We start from the raw sequence: 20,627 nt of genomic DNA, 5'->3' as shown, positions 1-20,627 counted from the left end.
GGCTTGGCCAGAACCTGGCCGCGCTCGACACCTTCACGATCAACGCCGCGCAGCAGCGCGCCGATGTTGTCGCCAGCCTGGCCCTGATCGAGCAGCTTGCGGAACATTTCCACGCCCGTGCAGGTCGTCTTGGTCGTCGGACGGATGCCGATGATNTCGAGTTCCTCGCCGACCTTGACCACGCCGCGCTCGACGCGGCCNGTCACNACCGTGCCGCGGCCCGAGATCGAGAACACGTCTTCGATCGGCATCAGGAACGGCTTGTCGAGCGGACGGACCGGCGTCGGGATGTAGGCATCGACCGCAGCCATCAGCTCGCGGATCGCGTCTTCACCGATCTTCTTGTCCGAGTCTTCGAGAGCAGCCAGAGCCGAACCCTTGACGATCGGAATGTCGTCGCCGGGGAATTCGTTCTTGGTCAGAAGCTCGCGAACCTCGAGCTCGACCAGTTCGAGCAGCTCGGCGTCGTCGACCTGGTCGACCTTGTTCAGGAACACCACGATCGACGGCACGCCGACCTGACGGGCCAGCAGGATGTGCTCGCGGGTCTGCGGCATCGGGCCGTCGGCAGCCGACACGACCAGGATCGCGCCGTCCATCTGCGCGGCGCCGGTGATCATGTTCTTCACATAGTCGGCGTGGCCGGGGCAGTCGACGTGAGCGTAGTGGCGGTTGGCCGTCTCGTATTCGACGTGAGCCGTCGAGATCGTGATGCCGCGCGCCTTCTCTTCAGGGGCAGCGTCGATCTGGTCGTAGCGCTTGTATTCGCCAAAATACTTGGTGATCGCCGCCGTCAGCGACGTCTTGCCATGGTCGACGTGGCCAATCGTGCCGATGTTCACGTGAGGCTTGTTACGCTCGAATTTACCTTTTGCCATTGTCTCTTTCCTTGGACGGCCCGGATCTTCAGTTCGGTCGAAGACCTTCAGTTCAGTCGAATGCGGGGCGATTAGCGACAAAGGCCAAAAAACACAAGCGTCTTTTGGCCGGGTGCCGTCTCACTCAGTCCGAACCATCGATCCGATTGCGGGGATGTGGCGCTGATATAGGAAGGCTCCGGGCAAAATGAAGGGGTAGCGGGCCGACCGATCGAGGCCGCGAAAGCGCCGGCTTGCTTGCCCAGCCCTGTCTGAATCATGGCCAGGCCATGGACCATTGCCGCCGCCATCCGCCTCTGATCTTGTGGCCGGATGCATTTCATCCCTGCCTCTATCCGCGGCCCGCTGTTCATGATCGTCTCGACGGGGTCGTATCTCGTCAACGACACGATGATGAAGCTCGCGACGGCGGGCCTGCCGTCTTATGAGGTGCTGTTTCTGCGGGGTGCCGCGGCGGCCCTCTGGGGCTTCCCGCTGCTGTTCGCGCTGGGCTACGGCAAGCAGATCCCGCTGATCTTCGACAAGCGCGTCCTGAGCCGGAACGTGCTCGAACTGGCGGCGATCCTTTGCTATGTGGTCGCGCTCGCCAACATGCAGATCGCCGATTCCACCGCGCTCGGCCAGATCACGCCGCTCTTGATGCTGGTTGGCTCCTCGATCCTGTTTGGCGAGCGGATCGGCGGCCGGCGCATGGCGCTGATCGGGCTCGGCTTCGTCGGCGCGCTGATGGTGGCACAGCCGACCATGCAAGGCATTTCGGTCTATGCCCTGCTGGCGCTCGGCAACGCAGCCCTTGCAGCGGCGCGCGACCTAGCCGGCCGGCGGGTCTCGGCCGAGGTGCCGGGGATGATCGTGGCGATTTCCGCCGTCGTGGTGGTGCTGATCGGCGCCGGCGCCGCGCATCTTGTTTCCGAGCGCTGGGTCATGCCCGGGGCGCATCACCTGCTGCTGATGGCAGGTGCTGGATTCTTCCTGATCTTCGGCCACTTCTTCATCTTCATGGCCTATCGCGTCGGACCGACCAGCGCCGTGGCGCCGTTCTACTATTGCTTCACCGTCTGGGCGGTCATTTCGGGCCTGCTGGTGTTCGGGCAATTCCCCAACACATTGGCGGTCTGTGGCATCCTGCTGGTCGTCGGCAGCGGACTGACCATCGTGTCGCTGGATCAGCGCCAGCGCCGGTTGGCCGTCGTCGCCTAGCCTCGTTTCATTGCGGGAACGCCGATCTTTGTTTTCGCCGCCCCGATGCCATAGGCAAGCCACTGCCGGGCATACCGGCCTGAAGCCGGTCTTGCCTTCAGAAACTCGAAACCTCAGACGATCCGCAGGCGCCTAAAGCGTCCGCCTTGCGCTGAACTGATGGTAGGCCCACAGAACAACCACCGCCCCGATGACGGCAACGATCAGGCTGTAGATGTTGAGACCGGTGACGCCAGATGCGCCGAAGGCACTGAAGATCAGCCCGCCGACAATGGCGCCGACGATGCCCAGCACGATATCCATTATGACACCCTGGCCGGTCTTGTTGACGATCTTGCTGCCTATGAAGCCGGCGACCACGCCGAGAATGATCCAGCTGATGATACCCATTTTTTCCTCTCCATCCCCTCGCCAGCCGAACATTTTCATATGATTGTCAAAACCTCAAGCCAGCTTGAAATTCCGCCCGAATGCTTCATTGTTGAGGAGGGGTCGGGCCTTGGTCGCTATGGAGGATCCACGATGGGACTTTTTGACAACGCCGTTCCCGGCGGCAACATCACCAAACCCCTGATGATCGCACTCGGCGCATTGCTGGTCGGCAAGATGCTGAGCGGCAGAAGTGCCGAAGAACCGGAACAGTCTCCCGTGCCCGCTCCGACCGCCCCCGTCCCGACGGAAACCACATCCGCCGACGGTGGCCTGCTGGGCGGCCTGGGCGGACTGCTCGAAAAGCTCCGGGACGCCGGTCACGGCAACACCGCGGACTCCTGGGTCGGAACCGGCCAGAACCAGTCGATCAACGCCAACGATCTTGGCGCCGCGATCGGACCGCAGATCATCCGCGAGATCGCGCAACGGACCGGACTGGACGAGCAGGAACTGCTCAAGCAACTGTCCACCGCCCTGCCCGGCATCGTCGACAAGCTGACGCCGAACGGCCAGGTGCCGCAGCAGCACCAGGTCGCATCCGCGTTCAACAGCTGACGCGGCGCAGCCACGACAATTGGAGCGCTGCGCTTCGTGCGCAGTGCTTCGGCTTGCCGGTGATGGGATGAGTGTCTGGAGCGGGTAGCGGGAATCGAACCCGCATATTCAGCTTGGAAGGCTGCTGCTCTACCACTGAGCTATACCCGCGCCTTACCTGAAGTACCGGATTCATCCGAAAAGCGCCATGCACTTTTCGGTCCGATTCTTGTCGCGTTTCAGGCTTCCGGGCCGGCAGTGGTGGAGAGGGTTGGATTCGAACCAACGTAAGCTAAGCTAACGGATTTACAGTCCGTCCCCTTTAACCACTCGGGCACCTCTCCAGTCTGCCGCCGGAGCCATGCAACGAGGCATTCACGCCGATCCGGACCCGAGTTATGTGTTCTCCGAAACCAGCGCAGCGCCTTATGGCGGCAAGGCCATTGGGTGTCAACCGCGCAGCCAGCGTTTTTCGATGTTGTTCGCCGGCTGTGACGGCGGGCCATATCCTTGGCCGGAGGACACCGCTATAGAAGCCAGCCATGAGCGATAAAACCAACACCCCCAAAGACACCCATTACGCCAAGCTGCGCCGCGCCTATCGCGACGAGAAAAGCGGCGGCGCGCCGGCGTTCCGGCCTCGACAGCCGGTTCCGCCGGGCGAAAATGCCGCGGACGGACTGGTGCGGCTCTACGGCCTGCACACGGTTCGCGCCGCACTCGACAATCCGCGCCGCAAGATCAGGAAGATGCTGGTGACGCGCAATGCGGCCGAGCGCCTCGAAATCGCCGATCTCGCCGCCCTGCCCTTCAAGACGGAACTGGTCGAACCCAGGGATATCGACAAGATCACCGGGTCGGATGCCGTGCATCAGGGTGTGCTGATCGAGGCCGAGCCGCTTAAAGCCAAGCGGCTCGATGCGCTTGGTGACGCGAAGCTGGTGCTGGTGCTCGACCAGATCACCGACCCGCACAATGTCGGCGCCATCCTGCGCTCGGCGGTCGCCTTCGGCGCCGGCGCGCTGATCACCACGGCCCGCCACAGCCCGCAGGAATCGGGCGTGCTGGCGAAATCCGCCTCGGGCGCGCTGGAGCACATCGACCAGATCGAGGTGAAGAACCTCGCCGAAGCGCTCGGCCAGCTGCACGAGGCCGGCTTTCGCACCATCGGGCTTGATTCGGACGCGCCGGCCGAACTCGAAAAGAGCTTTGCCGGAGAAAAGATCGCACTGGTGCTGGGCGCCGAGGGCAAGGGCCTGCGCCAGAAGACCCGCGAGACGGTGACCACGCTGGCGCGGCTCGACATGCCCGGCGCCATCCATTCGCTCAACGTATCGAATGCCGCAGCGATCAGCCTTTACGTGGCACGGGCATTTTTGAAGCGCGGCTAAGCCAAAAAACCATCTCGACGAGAAACGGGTCCCGACAGACGCCGGAACCCGTTCTTCGATGGGCCAGGAGTTGGCGGCTTGGGAACGTTGCGCCGCCCTCTCCTGACCTATGCCGCTTTGCCCCGGGTGCCGGCAGCCTCGCTGCCGACCTCGAAATCGGCCATCCTCTCCAGCGCCCTGACCAGGGCCGAATGATCCTCCTTGGCGCCGCCATTGGCCGCGCAGGCGTTGAACAGCTGCTGCGTGGTCGACGTGTTGGGCAGCGACACGCCGAGCGCTTTCGCGCCCTCCAGCGCGAGGTTCAGATCCTTCTGGTGCAGTTCGATCCGAAAACCCGGGGCGAAGGTGCGCTTGACCATACGCTCGCCATGCACTTCCAGAATGCGCGAAGCCGCCAGCCCGCCCATCAGCGCCTGCCTGACCTTGGCCGGATCCGCGCCGGCTTTCGAAGCAAAAACAAGCGCTTCGGCGACGGCTTCAATGGTCAGCGCAACGACGATCTGGTTGGCCACCTTGGTGGTCTGGCCAACGCCGTTGGGCCCGACCAGGGTGATGTTCTTGCCCATCTTCTCGAACACGGGCTTGGCGCGCTCGAAGGGTTTTTCCTCGCCGCCGACCATGATGGTGAGCGACGCCGCCTTGGCGCCAACCTCGCCGCCCGAGACCGGCGCGTCGAGATAGTCGCAGCCTAGATCATTGATTTTCCTGGCAAAAATCTTGGTCTCGATCGGTGAGATCGAGCTCATGTCGATGACCAGCTTGCCTTTGGTCAGACCGGACGCGACGCCGTTCTCGTGAAACAGCACATCGGCGACCTGCGGTGTGTCGGGCACCATCAGAATGATGATGTCGGCGGCCTTCGCCACGGCAGCATGGCCGGTGACTGACGTTAGGCCCTTGGCGACGAGATCGGCTGAGAGTTTCGATCGATGGTCGCTGGCTATGACCCTGTAGCCCGCGTCCAACAGGTGCCCCGCCATCGGTGCGCCCATGATGCCGAGGCCGATGAAGCCGATGGTTTCCATTTTGGTTCTCCAGTTGCTTGTGTGAAACGCCCCCTCATCCGGCCGCTAGCGCGGCCATCTTCCCCCGAGGGGAGAAGAGAAGCCGACGTTGGTGCCTGTCTCTTCTCCCCACCGGGGAGAAGGTGGCCCGAAGGGCCGGATGAGGGGGCGCGGCGTTGGCTAGGCCGCAGCACTTCCCTGCCTGGCTAATGCTTGAAACCACCCCAGCCCAGCCTCCGTCCCGGCCTTCGGCTTGTATTCCGCCCCGATCCACCCGGAATAGCCGATGCGGTCGATGTGCTCGTACAGGAAGGGAAAATTGATCTCGCCCGTCCCCGGCTCGTGACGGCCTGGATTGTCCGCAAGCTGGATATGCGCGATGCGGTCGAGGTTTGCCTCGATGGTACGGGCGAGATCCCCCTCCATGATCTGCATGTGATAGATGTCATATTGCAGGAACAGGTTCTTCGACCCGACACGGTCGATAAGCGCCAGCGCCTGGTCGGAATAGTTGAGAAAGAAGCCCGGGATATCTTGCGTGTTGATCGGCTCGATCAGCAGCCTGATGCCGGCCTGCTCCAGCTTTTCCGCCGCGAAGGCGAGGTTTTCGGCAAAGACGTCCTCCAGCACCTTGCGGTCGGCGCCGGCGGGCGCGATGCCGGCCAGGCAATTGACCTGCTGGCAGCCGAGCGCCTGCGCGTAGGTGATCGCCTTGGCGATGCCCTGGCGGAATTCCGGCACGCGGTCCGGCAGCACGGCAATGCCGCGCTCGCCCTTGCCCCAGTCGCCGGCCGGCAGGTTGAAAAGCACCTGCGTCAGGCCGTTCTTCTTCAGCCGGGCGGCGACGGCATCGGGCGCATGGTCATAGGGGCCGATATATTCGACACCCTTGAACCCCGCGCGGGCGGCGGCATCGAAACGGTCGAGGAACTCATGCTCGCCAAAGAGCATCGAAAGATTGGCTGAAAAACGCGGCATTCTTTTTCTCCTTTTCTCCGCCAAGCCTAATCCAGCATGACGATCGACGTCGGCGCATCTTCGTGGCTCTCGGCAAGGTCCTCGAATTCGGTGATCTTGTCGATCTCGGTGCCCATCGAGATGTTGGTGACGCGTTCGAGGATGAATTCGAGGACAACCGGAACCCGGTGTTCTTTCATCAACCGCTGCGCCTCCTTGAAGGCACCGGCGAACTCTTCCGGCTTGCGCACCCTGACCGCCTTGCAGCCCATCGCCTCGGCGACGGCAACATGGTCGACGCCGTAGCCGGCCTCGGGATCGCCTGCCCGGTTGATGTTCTCGAAGGCAAGGTCGACCTCGAAGTCCATCGAAAAGCCGCGCTGCGCCTGGCGGATCAGGCCGAGATAGGCGTTGTTCACCACGACATGGAGATAGGGCAGCTTGTGCTGGGCGCCGACCGCCAGTTCCTCGATCATGAACTGGAAATCATAGTCGCCCGACAGCGCCACGATGGTCCGGTCGGGATCGGCGGCGCGCACGCCAAGGGCAGCCGGCAAGGTCCAGCCGAGCGGGCCGGCCTGGCCGCAATTGATCCAGTTGCGCGGCTTGTAGACATGCAGGAACTGCGCGCCGGCGATCTGCGACAGGCCGATCGTGGTGACGTAGGTGACGTCGCGGCCGAACGCCTTGTTCATCTCCTCATAGACACGCTGCGGCTTCAGCGGCACCTGGTCGAAATGCGTCTTGCGCTTCATCGTCTTCTTGCGAGCCTGGCATTCCTTCGCCCAGCCGGACCAGTCGCGCAGTCTGCCTGCCGTCTTCCACTCGGTGGCGACGTCGAGCAGCATCTTCAGCGCAGCACCAGCATCCGAAACGACGCCGAGATCCGGCGCGAAGACACGGCCGATCTGCGTCGGCTCGATGTCGACATGGATGAATTTTTTGCCCTTGGTATAGACATCGACGGAGCCGGTGTGACGGTTGGCCCAGCGGTTGCCGATGCCGAAGACGAAATCGGCTTCCAGCATCGTCGCATTGCCATAGCGGTGCGAGGTCTGCAGCCCGCACATGCCGGCCATCAGCCGGTGGTCGTCGGGGATCGCGCCCCAGCCCATCAAGGTCGGGATGACCGGCACGCCTGAAATTTCCGCGAATTCGATCAGCAGGTCCGACGCATCGGCGTTTATGATGCCGCCGCCGGCGACGATCAGCGGCTTTTCGGCGGCGTTGAGCATCGTCAACGCCTTTTCGGCCTGGGCGCGCGTCATGGCCGGCTTGAACGGCGTCAACGGCTCATAGGCATCGATGTCGAATTCGATCTCGGCCAGCTGGACATCGACCGGCAGGTCGATCAGCACCGGACCCGGCCGCGACGAGCGCATCAGGTGAAAGGCCTTCTGCAGCGCCATGGGGACGAGATAGGGCTCCATGACCGTGACCGCCCATTTGGCGACCGGCGCGGCAATGGCTGATATGTCGACGGCCTGGAAATCCTCCTTGTTCAGCCGCGCCCGCGGCGCCTGGCCGGTGATGCACAGGATCGGAATGGAATCAGCGGCGGCCGAATAGAGCCCGGTGATCATGTCGGTGCCGGCCGGACCCGAAGTGCCGATGCACAGGCCGATATTGCCTGCCTTGGCCCGGGTAAAGCCTTCCGCCATGTGCGAGGCGCCCTCGACGTGACGGGCAAGCACGTGGCGGATCGTTCCCCTCGCCTTCAGCGCCGAATAGAACGGATTGATCGCCGCGCCAGGCACGCCGAAAGCGCAGGAAATGCCTTCCTTTTCGATAACGAGAACCGCGGCATCGACAGCGCGCATCCTGGCCATTTTCCAGCCCTCCACGGGGTTTGTCATTGTTGGATTGGCTGAGGATGCCAGCACGCCGGCTATTTTTCAATTTTTTCAGAATATTTTTTCATTTCTAGAAAACGACGGCTATGCGCTGATTTTGTTGGATTTTCCGTTTTCCAGCAATTCGGCCGGCGATATCAGTGAAAAATTTTTTCATTGTGCATTTGGCGAAATCGGTCGAGAATGACGCCATGGAAACCACGGAAAAACGCCAGCGCGGCCGGCCGCGCGCTTTCAATGGGCCTTCGGAGGCCAGTTCGGTGCAGTCGCTCGATCGGGCGCTGAGAATCCTGGCCATTGTCGCGGAAGGCAGCGGCCTGTCGCTGAGCGAAATATCGGCGCAGAGCGGGCTTGCCGCCTCCACCGCCTACCGCATGCTGACGACGCTGCAAAACCACGGAATGGTCGAATTCGACACATCAGACCAGTTGTGGTCGATCGGCGTCGAGACCTACCGTATGGGCGCGGCCTTCCTGCGCCGCCGCAAGCTGGTCGACCGCGCGCGTGTCGTCATGCAGGAGCTGATGGAGAGAACCGGCGAGACCGCCAATCTCGGCGTCGCCGAGGACGATTGCGTGGTCTTCGTCAGCCAGGTCGAGACGCATCAGGCGATCCGCGCCTTCTTCCGGCCGGGCACGCGCAGCCCCTTCCATGCGTCGGGCATCGGCAAGGCGGTGCTGGCGCATCTCGAGCCGGAGCGCGTCGGAACCATCCTGCGCAAGGCAGGCCTGCAGCGCTTCACCGACAGGACGCTGTCCGACATTTCGGCGCTTGCCCACGATCTGGCGCGGATCAAGCAGCGCGGCTGGTCGGTCGACGACGAGGAGCGGCACCCCGGCATGCGTTGCGTGGCAGCCGCCATCTTCAACGAATTCGGCGAGCCGATCGGCGGCGTTTCCGTGTCAGGGCCGACGGTGCGGGTGACGCCGGAGCGGCTGGCCGAGATCGGCCCGCTGGTGCGCGATGCGGCAGCCGAGGTGACCAGGATGATCGGTGGCGTGCGAGCCGACTGATCAGCCCGCCCCGGGCAGCGCGCTCCTGGTCGCGATATCAAAGAAATCGAGAAGGATGGCCATGCCGACGCCGCAGGCGGTGAATATCAGGCCGGCCATGAAGATGCGGTTGGCGCGTTCATAGATGCGCCGCTGCAGGCATTTCGTGTCGAGCAGCAGCGAGAGCGCCCGCATCTGCAAGGCAATGCCGGCCAGGATCGGCAGGACGGCGACAAGATGGTAGGTCTGCCACGGGATCGGGTTGGCGGCCCAATGGGTGATGAAGCCCAGCGAAAACGCCAGCAGGATGCCGACGGTGGTGACGGTGCCGTTGCGGAAAACCGTTTCGACCAGGTCTTCCCTGGGGTCCTGCTCGTCCAAGGGTCTCTCCCCGCGTTTCGCGGTCCAGAATAGACGCTCGGAAAATCTCTGTACACTGTCCGATCTGTCGCCGGACCAATCCCTTCAGTTCTGCGCTGAAGCGGCCGATGGAGCACGCACCGCTACCATCCAGACAACAGAAGAGGGGCTCGCATGGGCCCCTCTGTTGCTGAACGGGTCCTCCCCTCAGAGACGGCAATAGTGGCGGTATCCGTCGTGGCCGAGATAGGTATCGGAGTCCGCGTCGTAGCTGGCATAGCGATCGTAGCAGCGGCGGACATGCCACGAGCCACCGCCTTCGTCGACATAGACGGTGCGCGGCTGGGCGAGCAAGCTGCCGAGGACGAAGCCGCCGACGCCGGCAGCAATGCCGATGCCGATTTCGCGGTTGTGGTGATGGCTGTGGGCGGCCGAAGGCTGCACGGTGCCGGCCAGCGTGGCGGCGGCGACGGCGGTGGCGATAAGGCCGGAAACGAGTGTGTTCTTGAACATGACGATCTCCTTGCTTCGTTGACCGAGGCGATCCATCCGCCTCTTGATCATCTGTCGTCGCAGCCAGGAAAAAGGTTCGAACTTTTTTTGATTTTTCTGAGATCCGGGAAATCGGATGGACCGAGGTCCACGCTGACGGCGACTGGAAGAGGTTGGAGAGGACGTTGATGCGGCCAATCTCCCCCATTTGCTGGGGCTACGCCATGCACATACCCGCTATGACTGGGGTGACTGATCGGCCCGAGGCCCGATTGCCGCGTGGGTCCCCCAATCCGTCGCTGCTTCGCAGCGCTACCTTTCCCCCCTCCGGAGGGAAAGGTAAGGAGCGTTGCTGGGCGAGCGTTGACGGCAAAAGCTTGGCGCCTTCCCTCTACCCCGTCGATCGGGGGAGCGGTGGCTCGGCGAAGCCGAGACGGAGCGGGACCAGCGCCGCATAGGCAATTCATGCGCCAAGCTGCCATGCACTCCATCGCCAAAGAGCAGTTGCTTGGAAATGTGTGCATGCCGTAGCTTGCCGGGGATCAGCAGCTTTGCCGCCCTACTTCACAAGGTGATCGCCGAACGCAAAAAGGGCGGCCGAAGCCGCCCTCTTGGGGAATTGGGTCCCTCCATCAAAGGAAAATGATCACCCTGCCGTGCCTGTGGTGATGGTTGTGGTGGTGGTTGTAGTGCTTCCACCAGAACTTCTTGAAGTGCTTCTTGTGATGGTTGTGGTGGTGATGATGATGGCCATGCATGCCGTGGGCTGACGACGTGCCGACAGTGCCGGCGAGCGCGCCGGTGGCGACGAAGATGGCGACGAGGCCCGAGGTAAGAGTGCGCTTGAACATGATGATCTCCTGGATCTTTTGATCGAGGCGACCCATTCGCCTCTGACCATCAGTCGGCGCGGCGCAGCAAAAGGTTCGAAAGGTTGAGGAGATTTTTTGTGGGACGCCGTTGACGCCAGCGCGGCGACGGCACGGACACCAATGACCCGTCGCCCCCTATTCCCCTATTCCCCTATTCCCCTATTCCCCTATTCCCCTATTCCCTCACCCCATCCCCGTGACATGGCGCAGCCAGAACGCCAGCGCGATGAAGCCGATGATGGTGGTGACGCCGATCCAGTCGACATTGGCCTTCTTCACGTCGCTGATGATCTTCACCAGCAGCATCCAGGCCACGAAGATGATCGGGAGAATGATGACAAATCTGATCATGCGACACCCCTGCTCGAAGCGATTGCACCCTTCCCTAGATGTAGGAAGCAATCCGGCGGTTTTCAGGATGCCCTCGCCGACGGCCCATGCGGCATGCCGGGAAAAACGGAGTTTTGTCTTTACTGGCGCAACAAATATGCTAACCGGAGCGCCGTGCCCTTGTAGCTCAGCTGGTAGAGCAGCGGTTTTGTAAACCGAAGGTCGGCGGTTCGATTCCGTCCGGGGGCACCAGTTTCCACCCGACTATCCCCAGAAATCAAGGAACTCAAGGGTTTCAACGTCCCCCGAGGTACACCAAAAGGTACACCGAGGGGTACACCGAGGATGAAAATGGCACTGGAACATGTCCAGCCGCGCGGCAATAGGAAGGTCTATCGAAGGAAGGTGCCCAAGGCACTCCTAGGCATTCTTGGCAAGACTGAGATGGTGCTTCGCCTCGGCAAAACCGACGCCGAGGTGCGCAAGCAGTATGACGCCACCCACGCCGAGGCAGAGCAAATCTTCGCGAAAGCGTGGGACGAGTTGCATGGGGTGAAGGCCCCGGCAGCGAAGCTCACAGCGCGCGAACTGTTCGACCAAGCAACCAAGCGACTTCGGGACCTCGGCTTCAACCCGTATCGCGCCGGCAGCGGCGATCCTGATGATCCTGAGGAACGATCGGAATGGATTGCTCGCGATGTCGTCGCTGAGCAGATCGCTAAAGGCTATCCGAGGGACGAAGAGACCGACCACCCCGTTGGCGTCTCTGACGAGGACCGGGCACTGCTGACGCTACTGACCTCCTCAAATAAGCCGGTCGGTCCCTCGCCCACGTTGGAGGATGCCAAGCGGCTCTATCTGAAGGACCGCTTCACCAAGACCAATCCTTCAGAGAAATCGAAGAAGCGGGATGAGCAACAAGCCGAGCGCGTGGTCGCGCATGTGAAGTCGGCACTCGGCTACGACCCGGTGCTGGCGGACATGAAGCGCGCCGACGCCAGAACCGTTGTTGACGCCATGTTGAAGGAAATTCCGACTGCCGCGACTGTCGACCGATACCTCAATGTTGTGCGCGCCATCATCGCCCATGGCATTCGTGAGTTCGACCTAACCGGCACAAAGAACCAATTTGAGAAACTTGATGTTGCCGACAGCAGTAGGGAGCCGGACAAGCGAAAGAGGCTCCCCTTCACACCCGAGCAATTGGCCGCGACGCGGGAGCGGGTCCTTGACCGCGCCGCCGAGGACCTTCAACAGATTTGGCGGCTCCTAGAAGGAACCGGCTGCCGTCTATCCGAGATTACCGGCCTTCGGGTCGGTGACGTTATGCTGGAGGCCCAATATCCGCATATCGACGTTGAGTGGCATGACGAGCGCCGGGTCAAGACCGAGGTCTCTCGCCGGAAGGTCCCCCTGATTGGTGACGCCCTCCAGGCGGCGCGCGAAGCCGTCACAGCAGCGGGTGACAGGAAGATGCTGTTTGCCCGTTACGGTCACGAAGGTGGCGGCGACAAAGCCTCGGCGGCGCTTGGAAAGCACGTCAGAGCTGCGGTTACGGACAGGAAGGTCACCACCCACTCGTTGCGGCACCGCATGGAGGACTTGCTGGTGATCGCTTGGGTCCCCGAGAAGCTCAAGCGGTCGATCATGGGCCACTCAGGGGGTGGTGCGGGGGACAACTACGGCGGCGAAGAAGCGCGGCTGAAGGTGGCGACTGAGGCAATGCTGAAAGCACTTGGAGAAGAACACATCGAGAGGCCTTCCGAACTGTCTGAAATGACGTAGAACTGCCGAGCAAATGACATGAAGGAGGTTTCTTGACCCCAGCATCCGCTCCAGTGCCTATACGGACGCTAGATCGCTGGCGGCATCTGCTCAAACCGCTTCCAATCACAATCGACTGTCCGACGATGAAGATGATCGGCGGTGACTTTGAACCTCCGGTCTTTGCCGGCTCAGGTCGCATTGTAATTAAGAGCTTCACCGAAATTGAGTATCGGATGTATGCCACACCATCAGACAGTGCGGATGCGTTCAAGCGGCTCGCTAAGCAGCAGAAAGATCCCTACGATACCTCCAACACCTTTCGCCTCTTTGCCACGGACATACAGGGAACTGAGTGGGCAGCAGGCTGGACAAATCCGCAGCTAGGAGAGACGAAGACGGGCATTTGGGAGTTGTGGGGCGAGTTGGACTCGCTTCTCACTAGCGCGTCCGGGCGATGGGTTTCCCAACTATCGAGCGTGGAGTTGGTCTTTCAGCCTGAGGTGCGGGTGCCTGTAGAGAAGGCGATGGTTACGGTCACCACGCTTGATGACGTCGAGGTCGAATATAGTCGCCGGCTCGCCAAGCAAACAGTACAGGTTCTCGATTCCGAAATTGAGTTCTTCCGTACGAAGGACGGAAGCGCTCTCTGGGTTACGGCTACGTCGTCCAAGGCGCTGCCGCACCCATGTATCGAGAATTGGCTGAGCGAGCCGTTGCGAATCTTGCTGGGTCAGTTAATTTTTCCTCGCCTCGTGGCGCGGAACTTTGGAGATGGCAGAGCACAGGTCTGGCTGCGACCGTCTCCAAGGCGTTTTATAGACTCGGGCATTGCCTCATTGGTGGATGGAAATCCCTTCGAATCAAAGCCGGACTTCTGGACCCTCTACGGGAAATTGCTCGAACATGTTGCGAATACGCGTGACGAAGGGGGGCATCCAAATTCCGAGCCGCATCTGATCACACGCCTTTACGAAGAGGTCATACAAGCGACACAAGGATCGCGCTGGGTGCTTTGCCTTACTTTGGCGAGCGTCGCAGAGGGTCTTGCAAAGCTGTTGATGGGGCCAATTCCACTGAAGGCCGACTTCGTCGAGAAGGACTTGAGCGCGCTTCGGGATCACACTCAGACCTGGGACGGCGACGCGAGGCTGAAGAGGCGCATTCTTGACGAATTAACTAGAGCTGAAACAAAGACCGTGTCCAGTTTCCTAGGGGACCTTCGGCAGGGGGGCGCCGTCACAGCCGCGAATGTCAGCGCTTGGAGGAAGCTGCGAAATTCCGTGATGCATGGCAACTTGGTCTCGCCATATTCGACGAGAGAAGAAGATCAGCGCATCCTAGATTTGGCTGATCTCGTCCACCGATTGACGCGAGTAATTGTCGGCATCGACGCTAGGCAGCAACCGATCCTTGGCTCTGGATTAGTCAGCGAAGGCCACGCCTAAGGAACCAGCCATGTGCAACCTCTATAATCTCACCACGTCGCAAGAGGCCATCCGCCAATGGACCGGTACCTTGCGGGACATCTTAGGCAACCTTGAGCCGTCGATTGACATCTATCCCAACCGCCCTGGACCGGTGGTCCGCAATGCGCTGGACGGGGAGCGGGAGGTTGCCAACCTGCTTTGGGGAATGCCGACCCCATCCGAGCGGGTGAAGGGTAAGGCAGACTATGGCACGACCAACATACGCAATCCGCAATACGGCCACTGGCAGCAGTACGTTGGTGTCGAGCATCGTTGCGTGGTCCCCGTGACGAGCTTCGCAGAACCCAGCCCCACACCGGGCGACAAGGACCCGGAGACGGGCGTGCAGAGGAACTACTGGTTTGCCCTTGGCGAGGACCGCCCGCTGTTCTTCTTCGCTGGCCTATGGACGCCTTGGCATGGGGTTCGGAAGGTCAAGGACGGTCCCGGCGACTTCGAGCTTTACGGCTTCATGACGACAGCACCTAACGCCCTCATCAAGCCGATTCACGAGAAGGCCATGCCCGTGATCCTCAGGACGCAAGAGGAGACCGAGACGTGGCTTACCGAGCCATGGTCCGAGGCAAGGCGGCTACAGCGCACGGCACCGGACGATGCCCTGGTGATTGTTGGAAAGCCGGCCACGCAGATCAAGTTTCCACAGCAAGGGGGCACAGCAACAAATGGCCAGTTGTCTTTGTTGTAGGGGCCGCACGCACTGTCACCGCCTCGCGTGGCCCTAGACGCCTCGACCCGCGATTATCGCCACCACAGAGACAGCCGACGAAGTCGCCTCCAGGCAGAGAGCCGCCAACTGCCGCGTTGCCGTGCGACGGTGTTGCAAATGCACAGCAAGGTCAACAGCGGCCCGAGCGTGGGTTCTCACCTCTTTGTACCCATCCCCCGGCAGCCTGTACCTCACATAGGCCTCCAGCATTCTCTTCGCATCCGTAGGACTCGGCTTCACGCCGTCGGCGCTCTCATGGGTTCCTTCAACGTAGACTGCTTGCCCGAGCGAGATCAGGACCTCGCGGCAGACCAATCCGATGGCCTGCCAGTCCTCTTCCGCCGAGGCCGTCGAGAATTGCGTGCGGGTCTTGGCAAGGGAACGGTCGACGCGCTCCCATCCGGTCGGCTCCCGTTCCGCGACGGGACTCGGGTTGTGGACGCGGCCCACGGCGGCAGCCAACGGCCCCGCGAAGAGCTTGCGGACGTATTCTCTCCGAGGTTGGTATGCATCCATACCCTCCGCTTTCCAGAAGCGGTAGAAGTCCCACAGGCTCTCGTGCGGGTTCTCGTACTTGATGCCCGCTGCCGCGCATCCCTCCACCAGCCGGAAATGCCGGGCGACGTAGTAGTCGTCCACCTCCTGGATACCGCCCTTCCCCGTGGCAACAGCCGTCATCATCGCGCGGTGGATGACAAGGTCGGGAAGAAGCGTGACCGGACCTTCCAGGCGATCACTGGCAACCTTGACGATAATGTCAGCAGGTGCGCGATAGTCGGAGCCGGATTTCTTGCTAACCGCCGCCTCGGCGATGCGCTTCCGGTCGATGTCCGACAGAGTGGACAGGGCCTCCGCGAAAGGCTGCGGGGCGTGCACGACTACGACCCATTGCCCGCTCCCGAAATCGCCTAGCTGGACACCTGTCTCCACCCGCGCATACAGGAGCAGCGCCGACAGGTCGCCGCGCCGCAAGCTATCGAGGTAAGCCCTCGCGTTCTCTCCATCCGAATCAGTCATTCCAGCAAGCCTGTAGTGTGGAGGTTACGATTACCTTCCGCTTGGACGATTTGGCAATGTGGGACCGAGACTCACGGCCACAAGTGCCCGTCAATCCTGTTCCCTCCAGACCACACGCCGCACCGTCCTTATTTCAGCGAGCCGTGTCATCCGAATGCCCTGCCGCTCTCGCGCCGATGGGTTTTGCGTCTCGGCGTGCATGTACTCATTCTTGCCACACCGTTTGCAGCTCATTTTGCTCCCCACCAATTCAGCCTCGATGTCCCCGAAGATTTCCGTCAGGTCACCCGGCAGGTACCAACGCTTGACGTTGCACAGCCCGCAACGGACCAGCACGAGTTGCCCAATCTCATGGGCATTGCTGAGTTTCCATTCGCCACCGCGCTTTCGACGTCCACCAGTGTCAGGCATGTCCCAAAATAGGAACTCATTCCTCGCTTGGTCAATCCGCTCTTGACATTCTTGTTCTCTTTTTGTTCACTGCTGACATGAAGCGTCGGAGTGATCGCCATGGACCACATTGTGACACTGGACAGCCGACAAGGGGCTGCCCTTCAAGCCGTAGCCGACAAGTTCGTTGCTATCCACAAAGGGGACGTAATGAAGGCGCTCAAGGAAATGATCGTTCTCAACGGGCGGCTTCAGGACCAGCTTAATGCGCGCTCTGCACCGCGCCGCGCGACACGCTAGGAGGGACGGTAACGGCCGCACGATGCGCGTAGAGGCAGTAGCCCAAAGCCGGAACTCGGTCTAAAGCGAACTGACCTCGCAGCCAACCCAGGGCGCGGATGGAGAGGCGGCAAATTTGAGAGAACGACTCCAGCAAACGTGCTATGGATCTAGGCAGAAAGAGACCGAGGCACCGACTATGTCTGAAAAAGAGCCTGAACCGCCGCCGCCCCCACCCCCACCGCCGCCTCCCACCGATTGGGATAGTCGAAAGAGCGAAGTCCCAACGAAGCGGGAACGCTAAAGCAAATTCGGCATCACTGCCGCCAATCCGCCGACTACCAGCGCAACCACGGGAGACAGGATGCCGCCCAGCTTTGCCCACCGCAGAGCTGAGGCTTGGCTTTCGTTGACAGATTTATTGATCTCGTGCTTTTCAGCGAGGACCTTGAGGTATTGCCGGAAGACTTCCTCACGGGTCCCGGTGGCATCTGCCGCCCAGAGCCAGAAGTCGGCACCCCTACCGGGAAGATTTATAATCCGAGGACTGATTACGCGGAAGCACTGCCAAGCCGAATAAACCATCGCTAGCGTAGCGGTTGCTAGCGACCACGCGAGTGGGGTCTGGATCAAAGTGTGAGGGACGATTACCGACGCAAAACCCGCACCAGTGGCGGTAGCCACGGTCAGGAAAAGTCGCATCAGCGCTAAAGCTTGATTGTCTGAGGCAATGATTAGACTAACCAAAGCGTTATGCCTGAAGCGCGCGTCTTCGACCGCTAACTTCCAGTCATCGGAATTGAGCATCGCTTTCCTTAGTTCTTGCGCCGCGCCACTGCAGGCTTCTTTTCCTATATTCCAAAGCGCTTGTATAGAAGTCGATCAACAGACTAACGAAAGAGCGGACAGGTCTTACAGCATCCTCCCGCAGGGGTGGCGAACAGCACCTGAGAGGGAACCTTAGGGTACACCTGAGATCCTACCTGAGAGCCTTCCGTCAACGCTCCCCTCTCGGTCCCCCTGTAGTTCGCCCAGGGTGACTGAGGGGGCACAGGTACAGAGGAGACCCCCACTACTTCATCCGGGGACAGACGATCTCCAGATCCCATTCGACTTCAGAGCCAGTTTCACCTGAAAATACCAAGTCAAAGCCGGCGGTCAGATGAAGTGTAATCTTGGTTGGACGTGACGGTTTCGAGCAGAGAGACGCTGCAATAAAATCGGTCGTGTTACCAATGGCCTCTACGGCCTTCTGGACGTCACTTGTGACGGATGCAAAGGCAGCCGCTTTGTAGACAGTTACACCCTCGGCTTTTGAGCCAAGTTTCTCATTCAACATGAGTTGGAATGCTTTTGGATCGAAAGGCCCCGCTTCCATGGTCTCCTGAGCCACCGTCTGCGTCGGAGCAAGCATCAGGGCTGTAGCCGCTAGAACGGCGGCGCGCAAATGGATCATTTCATGTCTCCCAAGTTAGGTGCAAACCGCCGGACTGTCTAAGGGCTTCGCCGACGATCAAGGCTGCTGTCGGCCAGGAACGTCGTAGTCCGCTCGCCATCGCCAGAATCGCCCAGAACGACTCCACACAGCGGTTGGGGTAAGCTGGTTAAACGCTTTTAAGACCGATGGATTAATCGAGGAGTTTCCTTTGGCATTTATGCCAGCAAGGTCGCCCCCAAAAGCCTGCATAATGTTGGCAACGGCGACGTCTTGGTAAAGCGTCCCCTCTTCCTCTAAGGCTTTAAGCATCCATGCGGCAGCAGCTTGCGCCGTCATTTCTTTTTGTCGTCTACGAAGACGACTAAAGCATCCGGATGGAAAAAAGCTTTTTCGTTCTTGTGGCCAGCGAACCATGATGTGTGAAGAGATGTAGGAGTGTGTAATGCAACGACCGTCATCGCCGGTCCGCCAGACTTCAATTGAACAATGTCGCCAACTTTAAATGCCATAATCCCCCTCCCGGTGTTCGAAAACAATCAAAGGTAGTAAGCAGACGCGGGACGTGGTGGCAAGCGGAATGGAGAACTAGCCATGAGTAAGGAACATCTTCTCTTCCTTTGCGGCCTCTTCAAACGCCTTGCGGGCATCCTGAGCGGGCAGTTCATCTGACATAGCGGCCATGCAGACGCGCACCGCGAAGGTCCACTTAGGGCCACGCTTGGTCCACTTCAGGAGTTGCTCGGCGGCACCCTCGACGTGGCTGACCCTGAAGCGGACGCCTGGACGGTCAGTCCTTACGGGGACCACAGGGCTGAACCAATGGAGAGCCATTAGTGAAATCTAATGCACGTCTTGTCTCTTTGGTAGTGCGCGATTGTTGGTTTCGTACGAAGCAGAGTTCTGTACGATTCCAACCCTTTAACTTTGCACGCGCCTGTTTGTAATTCGCCGGCTGGGGGAACGCCGTGCATCGAATCGCATTTCACTGTCAATCGCGCGCCAGAGGGCGTATCTTCTCGAAATCGTCTGCACGTGTTTACGGGCGCGGACGGCAGGGAGATTGGAAAGCTCTTGCCCCAAGCGGGATTGAGCTATGACCAATCCAAAGAACGATTCCTATAAAAACCAATTGTTGCGTCGGCTTAACCCTGGTGACCTGGGGCTTTTGCAGCCACACCTTGAACTGTGTGACCTCAAGCTGAAAATGACCTTAGAGAAAGCCGATTCGGAGATCGAGACGGTTTACTTCCTGGAGGACGGCATTGCCTCTGTGGTCGCGACGGCTTCAGGTAAGGAGGCCGAGGTAGGCCTTGTCGGCTTTGAGGGAATGACCGGTGCCGCGCTCGTGATGGGCGCTGACTATGCGGCGCATGAGTGTTACGTCCAGTCGCCGGGCAACGCCTTGCGGATCGCAGCAGCACCATTCAAGACGGCTCTTGCGAACAGCCCAACGTTGCGCCTGTTCCTGCTACGCTACGTCCACTATTTCCACATCCAGACCAGCTATACGGCTCTGATCAACGCAAGATCAAACCTTGAAGAGCGTTTGGCGCGTTGGCTTCTAATGTGTGACGATCGGATCGACGGCGATCGCCTTGCGATCACCCATGAGTTTCTCTCCGTCATGCTTGGAGCAAGACGCCCGGGAGTTACCGTTGGGCTGCAAGAGCTGGAAGGACGTGGTTTGATCTATTCTCGACGTGGCGAAGTGCACATCAGGGACCGCAGCGGCCTTGCGGCATGCGCAGGGGGCACCTACGGCAAGCCAGAGGCCGACTACGTTCGGCTGGTTGGGGACATCGCCCCCTCTCGGCATGCCGGGCGTAGACCGCTAGAGAGCGCTATCGGATGAACCTCCCCTAGGAGCGCTAAGGTTCTTTAACGTCGAAAGCCACGCCGAGCTGAAACAGCGAGCACATCTCGACAATTGCCGCCACCAATTCGCAGTCTGTTTCCGGAAGCTGCGGGACCTGTTCGCGGACAGCCGCGATGGTCGCTTTGACGGACACGATTTCACTCTTTGGAGCTTTGTTTAAGACCCCCAGAATGAGTTCCCTAATGGTAACCCCAGGTCTGTAGGTGGTCATCCCGTCCATGGCAGCCTCCACAGCCGTGGGTATCCAACTCCTTCCATGGAAAAATTCAATGTTCGAAAAATACCAAGCAGGCGGCGGAATATTTGGTAGAAATTTCTGAGCGGGTGATCGGATAACTGGCACGCGCGCCGACCCCCCGTACCCCCTCATCT

General features: G+C 60.5%; 25 protein-coding genes and 3 tRNA genes. 10 read left to right on the top strand and 18 right to left on the bottom strand.

What is annotated here, in order from left to right:
- Positions 1-878 (bottom strand): elongation factor Tu (tuf, locus tag M729_RS0129430; protein ID WP_027163679.1); only part of this gene is annotated, 878 nt, incomplete at its 3' end.
- A 312-nt stretch (positions 879-1,190) separates the two neighbouring features.
- Between tuf and M729_RS0129425 the strand changes: the two genes are divergently transcribed.
- Entirely contained in the window at positions 1,191-2,078 is an 888-nt protein-coding gene (locus tag M729_RS0129425) for a DMT family transporter (RefSeq protein ID WP_027163678.1), read from the top strand.
- A gap of 132 nt (positions 2,079-2,210) precedes the next feature.
- Here the strand turns inward: M729_RS0129425 and M729_RS0129420 are convergent, their stop codons facing one another.
- Positions 2,211-2,468, bottom strand: coding sequence for a GlsB/YeaQ/YmgE family stress response membrane protein (locus M729_RS0129420; protein WP_013531402.1), 258 nt, complete (start codon positions 2,466-2,468; stop codon positions 2,211-2,213).
- A gap of 132 nt (positions 2,469-2,600) precedes the next feature.
- Between M729_RS0129420 and M729_RS0129415 the strand changes: the two genes are divergently transcribed.
- Positions 2,601-3,065 carry a YidB family protein gene (locus M729_RS0129415; RefSeq protein WP_024505802.1) on the top strand — a complete coding sequence of 155 codons (465 nt, stop codon included), beginning with the start codon at positions 2,601-2,603 and terminating at the stop codon, positions 3,063-3,065.
- A 76-nt stretch (positions 3,066-3,141) separates the two neighbouring features.
- Here the strand turns inward: M729_RS0129415 and M729_RS0129410 are convergent.
- A tRNA-Gly gene (locus M729_RS0129410) sits at positions 3,142-3,215 on the bottom strand.
- A gap of 88 nt (positions 3,216-3,303) precedes the next feature.
- A tRNA-Tyr gene (locus M729_RS0129405) sits at positions 3,304-3,388 on the bottom strand.
- A gap of 198 nt (positions 3,389-3,586) precedes the next feature.
- Between M729_RS0129405 and rlmB the strand changes: the two genes are divergently transcribed.
- Positions 3,587-4,435, top strand: coding sequence for a 23S rRNA (guanosine(2251)-2'-O)-methyltransferase RlmB (gene rlmB / locus M729_RS0129400; protein WP_027163677.1), 849 nt, complete (start codon positions 3,587-3,589; stop codon positions 4,433-4,435).
- A gap of 107 nt (positions 4,436-4,542) precedes the next feature.
- Here rlmB and M729_RS0129395 read toward each other — a convergent pair whose 3' ends face one another.
- The 3 genes from M729_RS0129395 to gcl all read right to left on the bottom strand — a co-directional run bounded on the left by M729_RS0129395 (position 4,543) and on the right by gcl (position 8,225).
- Positions 4,543-5,460 carry a 2-hydroxy-3-oxopropionate reductase gene (locus M729_RS0129395; protein ID WP_027163676.1) on the bottom strand — a complete coding sequence of 306 codons (918 nt, stop codon included), beginning with the start codon at positions 5,458-5,460 and terminating at the stop codon, positions 4,543-4,545.
- A 159-nt stretch (positions 5,461-5,619) separates the two neighbouring features.
- Entirely contained in the window at positions 5,620-6,417 is a 798-nt protein-coding gene (gene hyi, locus M729_RS0129390; RefSeq protein WP_027163675.1) for a hydroxypyruvate isomerase, read from the bottom strand.
- Between the two features lie 26 nt (positions 6,418-6,443).
- Positions 6,444-8,225, bottom strand: coding sequence for a glyoxylate carboligase (gene gcl / locus M729_RS0129385; RefSeq protein WP_027163674.1), 1,782 nt, complete (start codon positions 8,223-8,225; stop codon positions 6,444-6,446).
- A gap of 215 nt (positions 8,226-8,440) precedes the next feature.
- Between gcl and bhcR the strand changes: the two genes are divergently transcribed.
- A complete protein-coding gene (bhcR, locus tag M729_RS0129380; RefSeq protein WP_027163673.1) occupies positions 8,441-9,262 on the top strand; it encodes an HTH-type transcriptional regulator BhcR in 822 nt (273 codons plus the stop codon).
- Here the strand turns inward: bhcR and M729_RS0129375 are convergent, their stop codons facing one another.
- From M729_RS0129375 to M729_RS1000000138070, 4 genes are all read right to left on the bottom strand, one after another.
- Positions 9,263-9,622, bottom strand: coding sequence for a hypothetical protein (locus M729_RS0129375; protein WP_013531395.1), 360 nt, complete (start codon positions 9,620-9,622; stop codon positions 9,263-9,265).
- 186 nt (positions 9,623-9,808) lie between these two features.
- Positions 9,809-10,114 carry a BA14K family protein gene (locus M729_RS0129370; RefSeq protein WP_013531394.1) on the bottom strand — a complete coding sequence of 102 codons (306 nt, stop codon included), beginning with the start codon at positions 10,112-10,114 and terminating at the stop codon, positions 9,809-9,811.
- A gap of 611 nt (positions 10,115-10,725) precedes the next feature.
- Entirely contained in the window at positions 10,726-10,944 is a 219-nt protein-coding gene (locus M729_RS0129365) for a hypothetical protein (protein WP_013531393.1), read from the bottom strand.
- A gap of 204 nt (positions 10,945-11,148) precedes the next feature.
- Positions 11,149-11,316 carry a hypothetical protein gene (locus M729_RS1000000138070; protein WP_084652763.1) on the bottom strand — a complete coding sequence of 56 codons (168 nt, stop codon included), beginning with the start codon at positions 11,314-11,316 and terminating at the stop codon, positions 11,149-11,151.
- A 155-nt stretch (positions 11,317-11,471) separates the two neighbouring features.
- Between M729_RS1000000138070 and M729_RS0129355 the strand changes: the two genes are divergently transcribed.
- From M729_RS0129355 to M729_RS0129340, 4 genes are all read left to right on the top strand, one after another.
- Positions 11,472-11,547: transfer RNA gene (locus M729_RS0129355), tRNA-Thr, on the top strand.
- 93 nt (positions 11,548-11,640) lie between these two features.
- A complete protein-coding gene (locus tag M729_RS1000000136715) occupies positions 11,641-13,080 on the top strand; it encodes a tyrosine-type recombinase/integrase (RefSeq protein ID WP_084652762.1) in 1,440 nt (479 codons plus the stop codon).
- Positions 13,081-13,205: 125 nt separating this feature from the next.
- Positions 13,206-14,507 (top strand): hypothetical protein, encoded by a 1,302-nt coding sequence (locus tag M729_RS01000000136165; protein WP_050596381.1) that lies wholly within the window; start codon positions 13,206-13,208, stop codon positions 14,505-14,507.
- A 10-nt stretch (positions 14,508-14,517) separates the two neighbouring features.
- Positions 14,518-15,234 (top strand): SOS response-associated peptidase, encoded by a 717-nt coding sequence (locus M729_RS0129340; protein ID WP_027163672.1) that lies wholly within the window; start codon positions 14,518-14,520, stop codon positions 15,232-15,234.
- 33 nt (positions 15,235-15,267) lie between these two features.
- On the opposite strand, the gene M729_RS0129335 is transcribed toward M729_RS0129340, so the two are convergent.
- Both M729_RS0129335 and M729_RS0129330 read right to left on the bottom strand, forming a co-directional pair.
- Positions 15,268-16,272, bottom strand: coding sequence for a hypothetical protein (locus M729_RS0129335; protein WP_027163671.1), 1,005 nt, complete (start codon positions 16,270-16,272; stop codon positions 15,268-15,270).
- 90 nt (positions 16,273-16,362) lie between these two features.
- Entirely contained in the window at positions 16,363-16,683 is a 321-nt protein-coding gene (locus tag M729_RS0129330; RefSeq protein ID WP_027163670.1) for a hypothetical protein, read from the bottom strand.
- A 99-nt stretch (positions 16,684-16,782) separates the two neighbouring features.
- Here M729_RS0129330 and M729_RS0129325 point away from each other — a divergent pair, with 99 nt between their 5' ends.
- Positions 16,783-16,962: a hypothetical protein gene (locus tag M729_RS0129325; RefSeq protein WP_027163669.1), complete on the top strand. Its 180-nt coding sequence runs from the start codon at positions 16,783-16,785 to the stop codon at positions 16,960-16,962.
- A 279-nt stretch (positions 16,963-17,241) separates the two neighbouring features.
- Here the strand turns inward: M729_RS0129325 and M729_RS0129320 are convergent, their stop codons facing one another.
- The 4 genes from M729_RS0129320 to M729_RS0129305 form a co-directional block, all read right to left on the bottom strand.
- Positions 17,242-17,748: a hypothetical protein gene (locus tag M729_RS0129320; RefSeq protein ID WP_027163668.1), complete on the bottom strand. Its 507-nt coding sequence runs from the start codon at positions 17,746-17,748 to the stop codon at positions 17,242-17,244.
- A 265-nt stretch (positions 17,749-18,013) separates the two neighbouring features.
- The gene (locus M729_RS0129315; protein ID WP_027163667.1) at positions 18,014-18,397 is read right to left on the bottom strand and encodes a hypothetical protein; all 384 of its coding nucleotides are present in this window, start codon (positions 18,395-18,397) and stop codon (positions 18,014-18,016) included.
- A 314-nt stretch (positions 18,398-18,711) separates the two neighbouring features.
- Positions 18,712-18,888, bottom strand: coding sequence for a DUF2158 domain-containing protein (locus M729_RS1000000138060; protein ID WP_084652760.1), 177 nt, complete (start codon positions 18,886-18,888; stop codon positions 18,712-18,714).
- Between the two features lie 76 nt (positions 18,889-18,964).
- Positions 18,965-19,210, bottom strand: a complete 246-nt coding sequence (locus M729_RS0129305; RefSeq protein WP_027163666.1) for a DUF982 domain-containing protein — start codon at positions 19,208-19,210, stop codon at positions 18,965-18,967.
- 262 nt (positions 19,211-19,472) lie between these two features.
- On the opposite strand from M729_RS0129305, the gene M729_RS0129300 reads away from it, so the two are divergent.
- Complete coding sequence (locus M729_RS0129300) at positions 19,473-20,231, top strand: Crp/Fnr family transcriptional regulator (protein WP_027163665.1); 759 nt, start codon at positions 19,473-19,475, stop codon at positions 20,229-20,231.
- Positions 20,232-20,247: 16 nt separating this feature from the next.
- Here the strand turns inward: M729_RS0129300 and M729_RS0129295 are convergent, their stop codons facing one another.
- A complete protein-coding gene (locus M729_RS0129295; protein WP_027163664.1) occupies positions 20,248-20,475 on the bottom strand; it encodes a hypothetical protein in 228 nt (75 codons plus the stop codon).
- Positions 20,476-20,627: the final 152 nt, after the last annotated feature.

Origin of the sequence: Mesorhizobium sp. WSM1293, from assembly GCF_000513875.1 — a bacterium.
In the GTDB taxonomy this organism is placed as follows: domain Bacteria; phylum Pseudomonadota; class Alphaproteobacteria; order Rhizobiales; family Rhizobiaceae; genus Mesorhizobium; species Mesorhizobium ciceri.
This window is presented reverse-complemented; position numbering and strand designations above follow the sequence as displayed.

Coding starts and splice junctions, on each gene's coding strand:
- M729_RS0129305 (WP_027163666.1), bottom strand. CDS start 19,210: ATGGCTCTCCATTGGTTCAGCCCTGTGGTCCCCGTAAGGACTGACCGT.
- M729_RS1000000138060 (WP_084652760.1), bottom strand. CDS start 18,888: ATGGCATTTAAAGTTGGCGACATTGTTCAATTGAAGTCTGGCGGACCG.
- M729_RS0129415 (WP_024505802.1), top strand. CDS start 2,601: ATGGGACTTTTTGACAACGCCGTTCCCGGCGGCAACATCACCAAACCC.
- M729_RS0129395 (WP_027163676.1), bottom strand. CDS start 5,460: ATGGAAACCATCGGCTTCATCGGCCTCGGCATCATGGGCGCACCGATG.
- hyi (WP_027163675.1), bottom strand. CDS start 6,417: ATGCCGCGTTTTTCAGCCAATCTTTCGATGCTCTTTGGCGAGCATGAG.
- M729_RS0129295 (WP_027163664.1), bottom strand. CDS start 20,475: ATGGACGGGATGACCACCTACAGACCTGGGGTTACCATTAGGGAACTC.
- M729_RS0129425 (WP_027163678.1), top strand. CDS start 1,191: ATGCATTTCATCCCTGCCTCTATCCGCGGCCCGCTGTTCATGATCGTC.
- gcl (WP_027163674.1), bottom strand. CDS start 8,225: ATGGCCAGGATGCGCGCTGTCGATGCCGCGGTTCTCGTTATCGAAAAG.
- bhcR (WP_027163673.1), top strand. CDS start 8,441: ATGGAAACCACGGAAAAACGCCAGCGCGGCCGGCCGCGCGCTTTCAAT.
- M729_RS0129325 (WP_027163669.1), top strand. CDS start 16,783: ATGGACCACATTGTGACACTGGACAGCCGACAAGGGGCTGCCCTTCAA.
- M729_RS0129340 (WP_027163672.1), top strand. CDS start 14,518: ATGTGCAACCTCTATAATCTCACCACGTCGCAAGAGGCCATCCGCCAA.
- M729_RS0129370 (WP_013531394.1), bottom strand. CDS start 10,114: ATGTTCAAGAACACACTCGTTTCCGGCCTTATCGCCACCGCCGTCGCC.
- M729_RS1000000138070 (WP_084652763.1), bottom strand. CDS start 11,316: ATGATCAGATTTGTCATCATTCTCCCGATCATCTTCGTGGCCTGGATG.
- M729_RS0129365 (WP_013531393.1), bottom strand. CDS start 10,944: ATGTTCAAGCGCACTCTTACCTCGGGCCTCGTCGCCATCTTCGTCGCC.
- M729_RS0129330 (WP_027163670.1), bottom strand. CDS start 16,683: ATGCCTGACACTGGTGGACGTCGAAAGCGCGGTGGCGAATGGAAACTC.
- rlmB (WP_027163677.1), top strand. CDS start 3,587: ATGAGCGATAAAACCAACACCCCCAAAGACACCCATTACGCCAAGCTG.
- M729_RS0129315 (WP_027163667.1), bottom strand. CDS start 18,397: ATGATCCATTTGCGCGCCGCCGTTCTAGCGGCTACAGCCCTGATGCTT.
- M729_RS0129320 (WP_027163668.1), bottom strand. CDS start 17,748: ATGCTCAATTCCGATGACTGGAAGTTAGCGGTCGAAGACGCGCGCTTC.
- M729_RS01000000136165 (WP_050596381.1), top strand. CDS start 13,206: ATGAAGATGATCGGCGGTGACTTTGAACCTCCGGTCTTTGCCGGCTCA.
- M729_RS0129300 (WP_027163665.1), top strand. CDS start 19,473: ATGACCAATCCAAAGAACGATTCCTATAAAAACCAATTGTTGCGTCGG.
- M729_RS0129420 (WP_013531402.1), bottom strand. CDS start 2,468: ATGGGTATCATCAGCTGGATCATTCTCGGCGTGGTCGCCGGCTTCATA.
- M729_RS1000000136715 (WP_084652762.1), top strand. CDS start 11,641: ATGAAAATGGCACTGGAACATGTCCAGCCGCGCGGCAATAGGAAGGTC.
- M729_RS0129335 (WP_027163671.1), bottom strand. CDS start 16,272: ATGACTGATTCGGATGGAGAGAACGCGAGGGCTTACCTCGATAGCTTG.